Origin of the sequence: Lentibacillus kapialis (assembly GCF_014646635.1) — a bacterium.
In the GTDB taxonomy this organism is placed as follows: Bacteria; Bacillota; Bacilli; order Bacillales; family Amphibacillaceae; genus Lentibacillus; species Lentibacillus kapialis.
In genome coordinates, this window is record NZ_BMNQ01000044.1 from 16579 (window position 1) to 30488 (window position 13910).

A 13910-nucleotide genomic window follows, 5' to 3' on the forward strand; every position below is an offset into this window, starting at 1 on the left:
GATGGAAAATATAATGAATTCTAATTGTGTAGCTTATTCTATGATACAGCCCAACCCACTGCCTGGAAGTTATCGCCACACTCATGAAAGAATAGACGATATTTTATATCAAGTACTAAAAGAAACAGAGATGATTCTGGAAAATGGATTCGACGGGGTTGTACTTCAGAATATGAATGATATGCCTATTAAACAAGTTTCCTCCCCGGAGGCAATTGCTTATATGACCAAGCTTGGTTATGAAATAAAGCAAAAATACCCTGAATTGTCATTAGGTGTTCTAATGAATTGGGATGGTGTAGCTGGACTTTCTGTTGCTGATGCAATTGGTGCAGACTTCGTAAGGGTGGAACATTTATTTACTGGTGTTGAAGTCACCAGTGCAGGTTTGCTGGAAGCACAATGCGTTGATATAGCTAATTTAAGAAAAAGAATAAAAAGTGACATTCCGGTGTTTGCAGATGTGTATGAAACTCACGGCGTGCCACTGGGTCGAAAGCCTATCGAAGATGCTGCATGGGAATCGGTTAATGAAGCTTTTGCTGATGGCTTATTTATATCTGGTAAAACCCCGGATGAAAGCCTAGAAATGGTTACCAAAGCTCGACAAAGAGTAGGAAACACTCCAATATTTCTTGGAGGGGGAGCTAATAGCGAAAATGTTTTCAAATTATTGCAAAAATATGACGGGGTTTGTGTAGCAACATGGATTAAAAATGGTGACATGAAAAATCCTATAGATACTGAACGAGCAAAACTATTCATGGATGAAGTGAAGAGAGCTAGAGAAATGAAATCAAAATATTAGATGAAATATTTGCAGATTGGACACAAAAGCAATTGTGTGTAATGTGGTTACAGCCAGCGGTTCTTAAATCTGTCACTTCCTGAATATCAGCGCAATATGTTGAATGATCTTTCCTTCGCTGTGCTAAGTTCTTCCCGGAGAATGTAACTGCACAGGCGAAGGGGATATTTTTTTGCCAGGTAAGGTGCCTGTCACCACCCGAATTTTGTCGGAATAAGTCAGTACTGAATACCTTCCACGTTACCATTCCCAAACCGCCCCACACACATCCCTGTCCGCTCCAGTTGTTTTGCCAGTACATAATGTGATACGTCCAGTGGCATCTGTCGTCGATTTTTAAAGATAATGGTTGTTTGGGCGGGTGTGTTTTGGGAGGAACCGAAAGCTGGCAATAAGGCCTGAACATGACTGTGGAAAATCCAGTTGCACGCAAAATCGGATGGACTGTGGGTTGGGAAGGTGTAGAGGTTTATGCCCGGGTTAATCGGGATCGGTACTTTACGTTTGAAGCCGAAATGGTGCGTGACCGCTTCTCTTCGGCCGTCATATGTCGACCAATTGTCCAGGCAGGCACTCCTAAGCAGCTGGTGCGGTGTTTTCCGGATTCGTAGTTCTCGATTGATTTCAATGGCAATCGTATCGAAATCAATCCGCGCTGCAGGCACCAGAGCCATGGTGGCTTCATTAATTACATAGTTTTTCAGGATCGGTGTCATGAGAGGCTGCTCCTTCTGAAGGTGGGTATGAGGGGGTATACGAGTCATACGAGAAGGGGGGAGGTCAGTCATCTTTTTGTTATTCGGGACGATGCTTTTTTAAATTATCCACTATGTCGACAATGAAATTGGAATCCATTCCTAAGTAACCGCATAATTTCCCAAATGTATAGATGGTTGGCTGTCTTTCGCCGCGTTCAATTCTTCCCAGGTGATCGACACCTGTTTCGGCATTATCCGCCACCTCTTGAATTGTGAATCCTTTTTGCTGTCTTGCTTCTCTTAAGTATCTTCCCAGTAATTGTTTGAATTGATCTATTTCTCCCATCGCAATCTCCCCTTGTTGTCTATTATCCAGGTTGTGAATGATTATTAACACGCCTTAAAAGGCTGATTGGACAAAAAATAATTAAAAATCAACTATTTTTTTCTAATCCGTTTTAAAAAGGAAGAACACTTGGTCTTACTGGGGCGTTATCCACTATTGAAAATTCCACTTCTGAACAGGTGGGATTTTTTTATAGAGAAGGTGCGTATCCCGGTTTAATCGGCACTTGATCCCTGTTATGTTGCTGATAATTTTCGGCAAAAAGCGTCAAAAAGACCATTTTCCAGAGGATTCTCCCGTTTTGAGGACATATTCGATAAGAATAGCCGATTTTCCCCATGTGAAGGGGAAGTTACACTGGATGTCGTATCGTGTGCTTTCCTTTATGATTAAAAAAACCGTAAAGGGGGAGAAGTGCATGCATGACGCGAACAACACGTCGTTTGAGGCGATTTTTCGGCAAAATGAACGACGGATTCATTACCATATGCACAAGCTCGGTATTCATGACAGTCAGCGGGAATTTTATGTGGAAGGTATATACGCCATGTGGATGGCCTACAAGAAATACGAACCGGACAAAGGCCCGATGGCAACATACTTCAATTACACCATTCGCAACCGCCTCATCGACATGCTCCGAAAGAAAACGACAGAAGACCGCCACCAGCAAGAGATGATTCATGAAGCCATATGTACCATCGATAATGGCAATCGCAGCGGGCAGTGGAAACATCCGCTGGTCGATCCATCAGGCGTTATGCTGACGGATGATGCGTTTTGGAAGCGTGTGCAATCGAAATTAACGGACAAGCAGTGGAAGTGGGTGCAAGGCTATATTATCGAGGGGATGCCTTTAGGTGAAATTGCCCGGCAGGAAGGCGTATCCGTTGAGGCGGTGAAGAGCTGGGGACGCGGAGCCAGACGGAAGTTGAAGGATGAAGGGGACGTTTTAGCCAGGCTGTATCAATAACATGATGTCAGAATGATTAACTCCCTCCTGGACGGGGGGAGAGCACATAACAGAAAGGATGAACCCCGTGAATTACATAAAGGAAATCAATGCTTTTTATGATCACATTGAACGCAATCCATTATCGGCATCTGCCGTAACCCTATGGCACGCACTGATGCATATTAACAATAAGGCGATGTGGATCGAGTCGTTTACAGTAGCCGCACCGGTTTTGCGATTGAAAGCAGGGCTGACCGAGAGCTCATTTAAGCGAGCGCGAACAGAATTGAAGGACAAAGGGTATATAACGTATGAATCCCGCGGCAATGGCCAGGCACCGGCGTATCGGATGGCTGGCTTGTCACAAGGAATGGACCAGCATGCAAGCTGTGGGATGGGTGCTGATGCGGGGCAGGGTGCGGACCGGAAAGCGGGCGAATCGGCGGACGGGTGTGTGGGCGTGAATGCAGACCAAGGTGTGAACCGGGATGTGAACCGGGGTATGGACCGGGGTGCGGGCCGGCGTATGAACCAGGAGGCGAGCCACCATACGAGCCCGAACACGGTCCCATTAGTTAAACAAAAGAAAGACAATACAAAACCAAACGATACGAAACGATATGATACTGGTTCAACCACGGATGCGTTCGTGTTTTACCAGGACAACTTTGGCGTCATCAGCCCGTTTGTGTCTGATGCATTGCTGAATTGGGTGGATGATGTCGGCGAAGAACTCGTTTTGGACGCCATGAGACGGGCGCTTGAACGCGGCAAGCGCAACTGGGGCTATGTGAAGGGGATTCTGCAAGCCTGGGCGCAGAAGGGCATCACGAGTGTGGAAGCAGCACGGGCGGAAGAAGCGGCATTTCGCCGTAGCCGGCAGCAGCCTTCGTATGGGGCTGGGAAGGCGGAAGTCGTGCCGGAATGGTTCAAGGAGCAAAAGCGTCAGGAGAAATGGAAGCGGGAGCAGGAACAAGCGGCGAGGGAGTCGCGGGATCAGGAGGCAGACTGGGGAGAAGTGGAAGCGTTGCTGGAGAAGTATCGGAGCGGGTGAGGGGTAGGGGTGCCTGTCACTTCCCGAGTTTTGTCGAACTTTTCAACTCTTTTATTTGTGTTTCACAATGTGGATTCGAATACCTCTATGCGCCGTTTTATTGAGGTTCATGAACCAGAGTTAGGTTAATGTTTGATTTGTGAAAAGAACCATGAATAGGACAATCTTCCTAAGTAATATGTATTAAAAAAAGGAGGAATGCTTGTTTATGGAGACAACAAGAGAGTACAGATTAAGCAATGCAGCTGACCAAATGTCTGAGTATGAATATGAAGTCTTAAGGAGTGGAGTTCAAAAATTACAACAATATCATCTATCTGATTCAGAAGCTGTGTATTTCGATAATTTAATATGTCTTCCGGAGAAACAGGAGTTAGCCGATCCATCCCATGTTAAAATCCAGTCATCCAAGAAAACAAGGATCGATCATATAGCGAAACTAAAGAACCCGGAACTCATAACGGCATTAGAAGAATTGCAAAAGAAGTATGATTTACAACAAGGCGATTTGGCTAAAATTTCAAAGTGGACGAATAAAATAAAAAAAGAATACAACAATGTTCAAAATAGAGTGAATGAATTAAAAATTGAAATGGAGAAGTACACACTTCAGATGGTTGACGAAAAACAGATACAAAAGTACGTAAAAAGCATTGAAAGGAACTGCAACAACTTGGTAGATTGCCTCGCTTTGGAAAACCCTGAAGTTCTTTCAAATGAAACAAGAAAAGAACTTGTTAATAAGATAAATGTTTTGCAAACACACATAGATGATTTCATAAAGCAAATGTCAGTATAGCGCTGGCACTATTTTGCTGCAAATAAAGGTTGGTCATGGGTGTCTGTCACTTTCCAAATGTTATCGGTATGTGGAAGGCTGCTTCATCACGAGACACGACAATAGACAATCTATAGGTTCCCGTTAAAAAAGTGTCATTACAGCTGTGCATGACACTTTTTTGTTTTTGGGTTGATTATCGTGCAAATCTTTTTAATAGTAAAACGCATAGGCAAATCATCCCCCCAATATTCCCCCGCAGATATTCCCAGCTGTTGCAGTCAAGCATGGTGACTGGCCGCAACTATTTTTGCGCTAGCAAGGTCTTAATAATATAAAACGTTATGGTTATTCTTTATTTGTGTGTATTCCTTTTCTTGCGTGAGCATGTTTATTAATCCAGTGAACAACTTCTTTAAATGGTGGCCTTGTTTCATCATTTGCTATGGATAGTACAAATTGAACCACTTCCTCATCTTCTGCTACTAAGTCAAATCCGTTTAGATCCAAAAAAGTAAAAGTTGATAAAAATGACGTTCATTCTTGACTCTTGCAAAAATTATGTTGTCACATTATGTTGGTCCATGACTAGTTTTGGAATGTTTACCTGAAAATAGAATGACACCTCGCTTAAGGATTGGACGACCACTTTTCACATTCACGGGAAAACGGTTTGGTCTCATTGTGTTGTGACGGCTCATCTGGTCAGTGAAGAATACTCGTTTGCCTGGGATTTCCGTTCCTGTTTCTGGGAATCCTATTGCGAAGAACACGGCCTCATGTTTAAAGGCAAAAATGACCTGGCTATCGAACTGATCAAGGATTACGAATCACCAACCGATGAACAGGTTTACGTTTTGGTGGACAGTTGGTACACAAGCAGAAAGCTTATCATCGATGCTTGTGCTGCCAAAGGGTATCATGTGATTGGCGGTTTAAGAGTCAACCGAAAAATATACCCGGCCGGTATCGGTATCAAAATATCCAAATTTGCTTCTGACTTTATGCGGACATCCGATACGCGCTCCGTCACGGCGCGTGATCATACCTATAAACTGTATACGTATGAAGGAAAATTGAGCGACATCGAGAATGCCAAAGCCCTGTTGTTCTGGGAAGGTGAATTCGATTCAAGCAAAACGCCATTTTGTATCCTATGCACTGATTGCAGCTTGGACGAGAGTTACCATCCTGAGCTATTATGACGTGCGCTGGCATATTGGAACCGGATATCGTTTCTTCAAGGATTTACTGGGTTTTGACCAATACCAATTGCTTTCGCACAAAGGCATCGAGCGCTACTGGTGCATCCAATTCCTGACGTATAATTTCCTAGAATATCAGCGTCTGGAGTGGAAACAGCCCGGCATTCCAACCACGATTGGCGATGTTGTTCGGCGAGTCCGCAAGGACTATCTCTGCCGGAGTGTCGTCTATGCCTATGAGCAGGCATTAGCCGAAAAACCAATTGCCGATGTGCTGAAGCAATTAAAGCTCACAGCCTCATTTTTTAAAAAACCAGACCGGTGACATGGGAGGCGTCTGTGCTTTCTTGAGGTCGTTTTATAAAATGCAAGAGTCAAGTAATAAATAAGATTAAAAAATTTTAGAATTCACTTGATTCTTATAAATTTTCATGGTAAATTTAATATTGAAAACGGATTCAAAACTAAGTTTATAATAGTAAACCAAAGAGGGGTAGCATGAAGAAAAAGTATTGGGTACCAGCAATTGAAAGAGCTGATATTATTGTGACAATGATTGCGAAAGAACCACGACAACTAAAGCTAATAGATATTTCAAATAAAAGTAATATAAATAAAAGTTCTCTTTTTTCTATATTAACCACGTTGGAAGAATTAGGTTGGGTCTATAAAGAGAACGATCAAACTTACTCTTTAGGGCCTAAACTAGGGTTTTTAAGTGCCCAATATATTCAACAGTTTGATTTAACAAGGCTTTTTAATAGGGAAGCAGAAAAAACAATAAAAAAAGTAGAGGAAACTATTCAACTTTCAATTTTAGAAGGGAATGAGATTATATATATAGCAAAAAAAGAAGGGTATTCGAGAGTAAGGATTGTATCGGAACCTGGTATGAGGCTGCCAGCACATGCCACAGCAATGGGTAAAACAATGTTGTCTACCTTTTCAAGGAATGAATTATATGAAATGTATAAAGTGAATGGGTTCGATAAGATAACGGATAATACAGTAGATAACTTAGATGATTTACAAAAACAATTAAACGATTTAAGGAATAAGGGTTATATTATTGAGAACCAAGAAGCTGTAAAAGGTTTTACTTGTATTGCTGCACCAGTTTGGAATGAAAGAAATGATATTATAGCTGCTGTAAGCTTCACAATGCCCCTAGATAATTGGGACGAAAAAAGTGAGGTCTGTAAGAATGAAATAATCGCCTTAGCGAAAGAACTTTCAATAAATAGTCATGTATGAAATAAGGTGCTTACTAATGTCTAGGTTCGAATACCAAAGAAATTCTTTGTCTTCAGGGCATCAAGGGAGGTGATAGTATACAGTAAATGGATGGCTTACACACCTGGCTGCGTCTTAAGTTTAGTAGTAGTTTAAATGAAATATTGAAGTTGTAAGGAGCGGATAAAGATTATTTTTTAAGTTAAATTCAATCGAAATTCTACACACTAATAATTCCGAATCATTTAAATAGTTAAATATTAGTGTTGGTTAAAGGAGAGATTCATATGAAGAAAACCATGAAGGTGAAACTTAGTTTTTTGGTAATTCTATTGTTAGTCTTCACTGTTGCTTGTTCTTCGAAAACAGATGAGAGCAATACGGAGTCTGGTGATGCGGAAGCTAAATCTGATAAAGGCAAAACATATACAGTCAACATTGCTTTTGGAAACCAACCTGACGAGCCTATAGGCAAACTAGCTTCAAAATGGAAAGAGCTTGCTGAAGAAAAGAGTGAAGGTCGACTGAAATTGAAACTTTATCCAAGTTCACAATTAGGGGCAGAGAAAGATGTTGTGGAACAGGCTGTCACGGGTAATAATGTCATTGTTATGGCTGGGTATGATTTCTTAATGGATTACGTTCCAGACGCAGGAATTTTAACGGCTCCTTATCTGGTTGAAGACTTTGATGAATTGCAGTATTTAACAAAAACAGATTGGTTTGAAGGAATAAGAGATGATTTACGCAAACAGAATATCGAAATTATAAATCCTACGACGGTTTACGGAGAACGCCATCTTTTAACAAATAAGAAGGTAACGTCTCCAGAAGATCTTAAGGGATTAAAGATACGTGTTCCAGACAATCAAATGTCAATTAAAACATTCAATGCAATGGGGGCATCTGCTACTCCCTATCCTTTAGGAGAATTATATACCGCCCTTCAGCAAGGTCTTGTGAATGGAGCTGAGAATCCACTTCCAGTTCTGCAGGGAGTCAAAGCGCATGAGGTTTCAAAACATCTTTCTTTAACGGGTCACCAAAAGTTTATTACCTCCTGGATCACGGGGACGGAATTTATCGAAACGATTCCTGATGATTTAGTCCAAATTTTAAGAGAAACGGGTAATGAAGCTAATAAATATGCTCGAGGTGTCTTAGAAGATGAGAGTGCAACAGTATTAGAAGAGTTTAAAGCGGCGGGCGTAAAGGTTCACGAAGTTGATACAGAAGCATTTAAAGAAAAAGTACAAAGCGTATATAATGAATTTCCTAAATGGACACCAGGTCTATACGATGAAATTCAGAAATTACTAAATAAACGTAATGATTAGGTATTTTTAAAAGAGGTGTGGGCATGTATGCTAACTGATTAAGCTACCTGCCCTTCTATCTTTATAAGACAATAGGCTTTACCTGGGAGGGAGTGAAAGAAGGTGATAAAAAGAAGCCTTAATGCAGTAGATGATGCAGTGTCTACAATCGCACTTGTGGGTGTGATTCTGCTAACGGGGCTTAATGTCCTGTTCAGATATATATTCAATACACCAATTGCATGGTCTATGGAAGTTGCACTTGGATTATTCGTATGGTTTGTGTTTATAGGAATAAGCTCAACGATGAAACGTGAAGGTCACGTAGGCGTGGATTTCTTTGTTAAAAAACTACCAACGCCCCTTCGGATTTTTAGTGAATTTATTCGGGCAGCTGCCATTTATTATGTGCTCATTTACGTTTTTATTTATCTTGGCTCTAATTTAACTTTAACGGCAACAGGTAAATTAACACCTATTTTAGGTATTAGCTATCAATGGATTAACATTGCTATTCCAATTGGTGGGGCAATAACAGCTATACACTTTACAAGGAAATTATTAATATTTTTACGTACTGAATTTCGGGAAGAAGGAGGTGGACAATAAATGGCTTTAACTGTTGCACTACTTATACTACTAGGGCTTTTCTTACTCAATGTTCCAATAGCTTTCGCTTTAATTATAAGTTCTGTTGCTTACATCTTTTTTAATGATGGTTATTCATCCGAAATTTTAGTCCAAAGAATGATTGGCGGGATTGAGTCAATTCCATTACTTGCTATAATCTTCTTTATTACAGCAGGTATTTTAATGAACTACACAGGAATAACCAGCAGAATGCTTACATTTGCACAAATGGTAACGAATCGCCTTCCTGGATCATTAGCACAAGTTAACGTAGTTCTTAGTACATTGATGGGTGGACTTTCCGGTTCGAATATTGCAGACGCAGCAATGCAATCGAAAATTTTAGTTCCAGAAATGGAGAGAAAAGGTTATAGCCGTGCCTTTTCAACAGCTTTAACAGCGGGCACCTCTTTAATTACCCCCATTATACCACCGGGAATTGCTTTAATCTTATATGGATTTATTGGAAATGTTTCTATTGGAAGTATGTTTTTAGCGGGAATAATTCCGGGGGCCATACTTTGTATAAGCTTTATGGTTTACGTACATGTCTATGCAAAAAAACATAAGATAGAAACAGAAAGCAAAGAGAAAACAACACTGAAGTATTTTTTCTTAACTTTAAAAGATGCATTTCTTGCTCTATTATTGCCGGTTATTATTATTGGTGGTATTCGCTTTGGAATTTTTAGTGCAACTGAAGCAGGTGCTATCGCAGTTTTTTATGCGTTATTTTTGGGGTTAATTGTTTATCGGGAAATGAAACTGTCTCAACTTATCAGTGCTCTTATTGAAACGGTACATACCGCTGCAGCAATATTAATTATAATTGCTGCAGGATCGGCATTTGCTTGGGTGTTAACATTGGAGCGAGTTCCGCAGAGAATGACAATGTTTATGGTCGAATATATATCTTCACCAATTATGTTTTTCTTTGTTGTTCTCATATTCTTACTTATTATTGGAATGTTTATTGAAGGTAATGTATCGATTATTATATTAACTCCTTTGTTTATGCCAATGTTGCTGGAATATGGGATAGACCCAGTTCATTTCGGGATATTTTTTATTGTTTGTATAAGTATCGGTACCTTAACACCACCACTTGGGACGGTTATGTATACAACATGCTCCATTACCAATACAAAGGTCGAGAAATTTGTGGTTGCTAGTTCACCATTTCTAATTTTACTAGTTGTTGTTGCATTTCTGATAGCATTTATCCCGAGCTTATCCATGTGGTTGCCTAATACTTTTTAATAAAGGAGATAGCGAATGAGATTAGAAGATAAAGTTGTCATTATTACTGGTGCAGGATCTGGAATTGGGAAGGAAACAGCTATATTGTTCGCAAAAGAAGGTGCCACCGTTATTGTAAACGATTTGAATGAAGATTCCGGCCAACAGACAATTGACGAAATTCATTCAAATAATGGTACGGCGCTTTTTATCCAGGGGAATGTTACGAAAACCGAAGATGTAAGGTACCTGGTTGACAAGGTTATTAAAAGGTTTGGAAGAATTGATGTTCTTTTCAACAATGCTGGAATTAGTGGAGTTGGTCAGCTTCAAGAGATAGACTTAGCGACGTGGGAACAAGTATTTAAAGTAAATGTGAATGGGGTGTTCCTCGTTTCAAAATATGTGGTTCCCCATATGATGGAACAAAGGTCGGGAACAATTATTAATATGTCTTCTTGTATTGCTGAAATAGGATTGGCAAATCGTGCCTCCTATGCAGCGACCAAAGGTGCAGTATTATCATTAACAAAATCCATGCAAGTAGATTATGCAAAATATAATTTGCGCATAAATGCTTTAATGCCAGGTACGATTTATACTCCTTTTGTGGAAGATTATATTTCAAAAGCCCCTGAGCCCGAAGCCACAATATCTACTATTAAAAAACGTCAGTTAGGCGATGAGCTTGGAAAACCAATAGACGTCGCTTATGCAGCGTTATACTTGGCTTCGGACGAGTCAAAGTTCATGATGGGGTCTCCTATATATATTGATGGGGGGGTAGTAAATGGAAAATAAGGTGTTGATAAATATGTGACTCTATGAATTTATGATAGCTCGTATTTTGTTAGATAGTTAAAGGGATTTTGGGTAGTAGATTATTACATTCAACATTCATAAACAACACTAGGAGGAATATTATGGCTAAAACTGATGTGAAACTAAAAACATACCTAAACTTTATTAACGGAGAATGGGTTGCTTCTGAAACTGGAGAAGTTGGTACAAGTAATAATCCAGCAAACCAGGATGAGATTATAGGATTCTATCAACTTTCATCAAGCAAGGATTTTGATCAAGCGGCAACTTCTGCGCGTGCTGCTCAAAAAGGATGGCAGAAGCTTTCGGGAAGTGTAAGAGGGGAGCATTTGTTTAAGGCTGCCTCCATACTGGAAAATCGGATCGATGATGTAGCTTCTGCCATGACAAAAGAGATGGGAAAAACATTTCCTGAAGCAAAAGGAGAAACTACAAGGGGGGTGGCTCTTTTAAAATATTACGCTGGTGAAGGAATGAGATCCAATGGTAACGTGATACCTTCTTCTGATTCCGGTGCACTTATGTTTACGTCAAGAGCTCCGTTGGGGGTAGTCGGTATAGTTACTCCGTGGAATTTCCCAGTAGCAATTCCACTTTGGAAGATGGCACCTGCTCTTATTTATGGTAATACGGTTGTTATTAAACCAGCAAGTGAAACTGCTATTACGTGTGCGAAGGTTATTGAGTGCTTGCATGATGCAGGTATACCAACGGGCGTAGTCAATATGATTACAGGTAAAGGTTCGGCTATCGGGCAGGAAATTGTAGAGCATCCGGAAATCGACGGTATTTCTTTTACTGGGTCTAATGCTGTTGGAAAACAATTAGCCCACGCGGCGGTATCAAGAGGTATTAAATATCAGCTTGAGATGGGCGGAAAAAACCCAGTAATTATTGCCAATGATGCTGACCTTGATTTGGCAGTTGAAGCTACAGTTAGTGGGGGCCTGAAATCAACAGGACAAAAATGTACAGCTAGTAGCCGTGTGATTGTACAAAATGATGTTTACGACAAGTTTAAAGAGAAACTCTTGAAGAAAGTTGAAGAAATCACAGTAGGAGATGGTCTGGAAGAAGGAACCTGGATGGGTCCTCTAGTTAGTGAAAAACAATTGAATACTGTTCTGGACTATATTGAAATAGGAAAGGAAGAAGGAGCAAAGTTATTATTTGGCGGTAATAAGCCATCCTCTTCGAACACTACAAAGGGACATTATGTAGAACCAACTGTGTTTGAAAATGTAACTCCGAATATGCGTATTGCACGAGAGGAAATATTTGGTCCGGTTCTTGCTCTAATGAAGGTGGATTCGTTGGAAGATGCACTTAATATGGCAAATGATTCTGAGTATGGTTTAAGTGCATCCATATTCACAACCAATATAAGCAATATGCTTTCATTTATGGAAGACATGGATGCGGGAATGGTTCGTATAAATGCTGAAAGCGCTGGTGTGGAACTACAAGCACCGTTTGGTGGAATGAAACAATCAAGTTCACACTCCAGAGAGCAAGGAAGAGCAGCGATGGAATTCTACACAAATACAAAAACAGTATTTGTTAAGGAATAGTCAAATATAACCTAGCAATTCCGATCAAATAAGCAGGTGATAGCAACAATAAGTTGCTATCACCCTAATATTAAAGTTGTGAGTTGTTGTCTTTTTAGGATACTAACTAAGCCTTGATTTAACAAGTTCATTAAAACTAGAGGTGTTTACAAAATGAATTATTCTTTTGAGGGATTTAAAAGGGACGATGGAACAGCAGGAACAAGAAACTATGTTGGTATTGTTTCTTCCGTTATATGTTCTAGCGCGGTTGTACGTGAAATAACTGATACGGTAAGTGGGACCATTCCAATTGTCCATGCAAATGGCTGCGCCCAACTTGGTGATGATTTTGAATTAACAAGAAATATGCTTGTTGGTATGTCTTCAAACCCAAATATTTACTCTGCATTGCTTGTTGGGTTGGGTTGTGAAACTAATCAAGTAAGCGGGTTATTGAAGCGCATTCCGAAAACAAAGCCAATTAAAGGAATTGGTATTCAACAACTTGCCGGAGGTACAAATACCATCCAAAAAGGGGTTTCGATTGCCGAAACGTGGGCTAAAGAAGCAGCAGGGCAACAAAGAACAACACTTTCCTTATCAAGGTTAACGGTAGGGATTATGAACGTTGACGCGGATCAGGATTCATTAACGAAAACCGGTCCGGTCATAGGAGAGGTTGTCGACAAATTAGTTGAAAACGATGCAAAGGTGGTCTTGGGTCTTTCTAAAACACTAGAGTCTGCTGGAAATTTATTGTCGGAACGAATGATTGATACGACTGAAAAAGAAAAGGTAATAAAATCTAGTAAGGGGTTACATCGTTTACGTTGGAAAGATCCAGATATAACAACTAAGGACAATGAGTTTACTGAAGAGGAAACAAAACTGGCGACACTTGAATCGAAAACGACAGGATCAGTTCCAATAAATAGTGTAATAGATTATGGAGAGATTCCAAAAGAGAATGGGCTCTATATAATGAACATTTCTAGCAATGTTGTGGAATCGCTATCAAAAATGGCTTCAAGTGGTTGTAATATTGTGTTGATCGTAAGTGATAGGGGGGTCTTGACAGGGTCAATTACTTTGCCTTGTATGACGGTAACACCTCAAGATAACGAAAGCTCATTTGACGAACTTATTGATGTAAATCAGTACTTTATTCCAGCCACCATTTTTCTGACTAATCCAGCCAAAAATCTGAAATAATATGCCAGTCTATTCACATTATCTCAGATTCATAAATAATTGATCACATTGTTTCGAAAAA

General features: G+C 40.2%; 15 protein-coding genes. 13 read left to right on the plus strand and 2 right to left on the minus strand.

Going from position 1 to position 13910, the window contains the following annotated elements; all coding sequences use genetic code 11:
- Position 1: 1 nt before the first annotated feature.
- Positions 2 to 808 (plus strand): BtpA/SgcQ family protein, encoded by an 807-nt coding sequence (locus IEW67_RS13075; protein ID WP_188633525.1) that lies wholly within the window; start codon positions 2 to 4, stop codon positions 806 to 808.
- 218 nt (positions 809 to 1026) lie between these two features.
- Here the strand turns inward: IEW67_RS13075 and IEW67_RS13080 are convergent, their stop codons facing one another.
- Both IEW67_RS13080 and IEW67_RS13085 read right to left on the minus strand, forming a co-directional pair.
- Positions 1027 to 1524 (minus strand): competence protein ComK, encoded by a 498-nt coding sequence (locus tag IEW67_RS13080; protein WP_188633526.1) that lies wholly within the window; start codon positions 1522 to 1524, stop codon positions 1027 to 1029.
- A 79-nt stretch (positions 1525 to 1603) separates the two neighbouring features.
- Positions 1604 to 1852 carry a helix-turn-helix domain-containing protein gene (locus tag IEW67_RS13085; RefSeq protein ID WP_188633527.1) on the minus strand — a complete coding sequence of 83 codons (249 nt, stop codon included), beginning with the start codon at positions 1850 to 1852 and terminating at the stop codon, positions 1604 to 1606.
- A 418-nt stretch (positions 1853 to 2270) separates the two neighbouring features.
- On the opposite strand from IEW67_RS13085, the gene IEW67_RS13090 reads away from it, so the two are divergent.
- From IEW67_RS13090 to IEW67_RS13145, 12 genes are all read left to right on the plus strand, one after another.
- Positions 2271 to 2825, plus strand: a complete 555-nt coding sequence (locus IEW67_RS13090; protein WP_188633528.1) for a sigma-70 family RNA polymerase sigma factor — start codon at positions 2271 to 2273, stop codon at positions 2823 to 2825.
- Between the two features lie 67 nt (positions 2826 to 2892).
- On the plus strand, positions 2893 to 3861 hold the full coding sequence (locus IEW67_RS13095; RefSeq protein WP_188633529.1) for a DnaD domain-containing protein: 969 nt from the start codon (positions 2893 to 2895) through the stop codon (positions 3859 to 3861).
- A gap of 208 nt (positions 3862 to 4069) precedes the next feature.
- A complete protein-coding gene (locus IEW67_RS13100) occupies positions 4070 to 4660 on the plus strand; it encodes a hypothetical protein (protein WP_188633530.1) in 591 nt (196 codons plus the stop codon).
- Between the two features lie 758 nt (positions 4661 to 5418).
- Positions 5419 to 5844 (plus strand): hypothetical protein, encoded by a 426-nt coding sequence (locus IEW67_RS13105; protein ID WP_373288541.1) that lies wholly within the window; start codon positions 5419 to 5421, stop codon positions 5842 to 5844.
- A 1-nt stretch (position 5845) separates the two neighbouring features.
- Positions 5846 to 6169, plus strand: a complete 324-nt coding sequence (locus IEW67_RS13110) for a hypothetical protein (RefSeq protein WP_188633532.1) — start codon at positions 5846 to 5848, stop codon at positions 6167 to 6169.
- A 173-nt stretch (positions 6170 to 6342) separates the two neighbouring features.
- Entirely contained in the window at positions 6343 to 7098 is a 756-nt protein-coding gene (locus IEW67_RS13115) for an IclR family transcriptional regulator (RefSeq protein WP_188633533.1), read from the plus strand.
- A gap of 266 nt (positions 7099 to 7364) precedes the next feature.
- A complete protein-coding gene (locus tag IEW67_RS13120) occupies positions 7365 to 8414 on the plus strand; it encodes a C4-dicarboxylate TRAP transporter substrate-binding protein (RefSeq protein WP_188633534.1) in 1050 nt (349 codons plus the stop codon).
- A gap of 102 nt (positions 8415 to 8516) precedes the next feature.
- Positions 8517 to 9002, plus strand: coding sequence for a TRAP transporter small permease (locus IEW67_RS13125; protein WP_188633535.1), 486 nt, complete (start codon positions 8517 to 8519; stop codon positions 9000 to 9002).
- Positions 9003 to 10283 (plus strand): TRAP transporter large permease, encoded by a 1281-nt coding sequence (locus IEW67_RS13130; RefSeq protein ID WP_188633536.1) that lies wholly within the window; start codon positions 9003 to 9005, stop codon positions 10281 to 10283.
- Positions 10284 to 10298: 15 nt separating this feature from the next.
- Positions 10299 to 11063 carry an SDR family NAD(P)-dependent oxidoreductase gene (locus IEW67_RS13135; RefSeq protein ID WP_188633537.1) on the plus strand — a complete coding sequence of 255 codons (765 nt, stop codon included), beginning with the start codon at positions 10299 to 10301 and terminating at the stop codon, positions 11061 to 11063.
- Between the two features lie 122 nt (positions 11064 to 11185).
- Positions 11186 to 12655 (plus strand): alpha-ketoglutaric semialdehyde dehydrogenase GucD, encoded by a 1470-nt coding sequence (gucD, locus tag IEW67_RS13140; RefSeq protein WP_188633538.1) that lies wholly within the window; start codon positions 11186 to 11188, stop codon positions 12653 to 12655.
- Between the two features lie 153 nt (positions 12656 to 12808).
- Entirely contained in the window at positions 12809 to 13849 is a 1041-nt protein-coding gene (locus IEW67_RS13145) for a UxaA family hydrolase (RefSeq protein WP_188633539.1), read from the plus strand.
- Positions 13850 to 13910: the final 61 nt, after the last annotated feature.

Bases quoted from the DNA above. Each gene is read 5' to 3' on its own strand.
- IEW67_RS13075 (WP_188633525.1), top strand. From the start codon at position 2: ATGGAAAATATAATGAATTCTAATTGTGTAGCTTATTCTATGATACAG.
- IEW67_RS13080 (WP_188633526.1), bottom strand. From the start codon at position 1,524: ATGACACCGATCCTGAAAAACTATGTAATTAATGAAGCCACCATGGCT.
- IEW67_RS13085 (WP_188633527.1), bottom strand. From the start codon at position 1,852: ATGGGAGAAATAGATCAATTCAAACAATTACTGGGAAGATACTTAAGA.
- IEW67_RS13090 (WP_188633528.1), top strand. From the start codon at position 2,271: ATGCATGACGCGAACAACACGTCGTTTGAGGCGATTTTTCGGCAAAAT.
- IEW67_RS13100 (WP_188633530.1), top strand. From the start codon at position 4,070: ATGGAGACAACAAGAGAGTACAGATTAAGCAATGCAGCTGACCAAATG.
- IEW67_RS13105 (WP_373288541.1), top strand. From the start codon at position 5,419: ATGTTTAAAGGCAAAAATGACCTGGCTATCGAACTGATCAAGGATTAC.
- IEW67_RS13115 (WP_188633533.1), top strand. From the start codon at position 6,343: ATGAAGAAAAAGTATTGGGTACCAGCAATTGAAAGAGCTGATATTATT.
- IEW67_RS13120 (WP_188633534.1), top strand. From the start codon at position 7,365: ATGAAGAAAACCATGAAGGTGAAACTTAGTTTTTTGGTAATTCTATTG.
- IEW67_RS13130 (WP_188633536.1), top strand. From the start codon at position 9,003: ATGGCTTTAACTGTTGCACTACTTATACTACTAGGGCTTTTCTTACTC.
- IEW67_RS13135 (WP_188633537.1), top strand. From the start codon at position 10,299: ATGAGATTAGAAGATAAAGTTGTCATTATTACTGGTGCAGGATCTGGA.
- gucD (WP_188633538.1), top strand. From the start codon at position 11,186: ATGGCTAAAACTGATGTGAAACTAAAAACATACCTAAACTTTATTAAC.
- IEW67_RS13145 (WP_188633539.1), top strand. From the start codon at position 12,809: ATGAATTATTCTTTTGAGGGATTTAAAAGGGACGATGGAACAGCAGGA.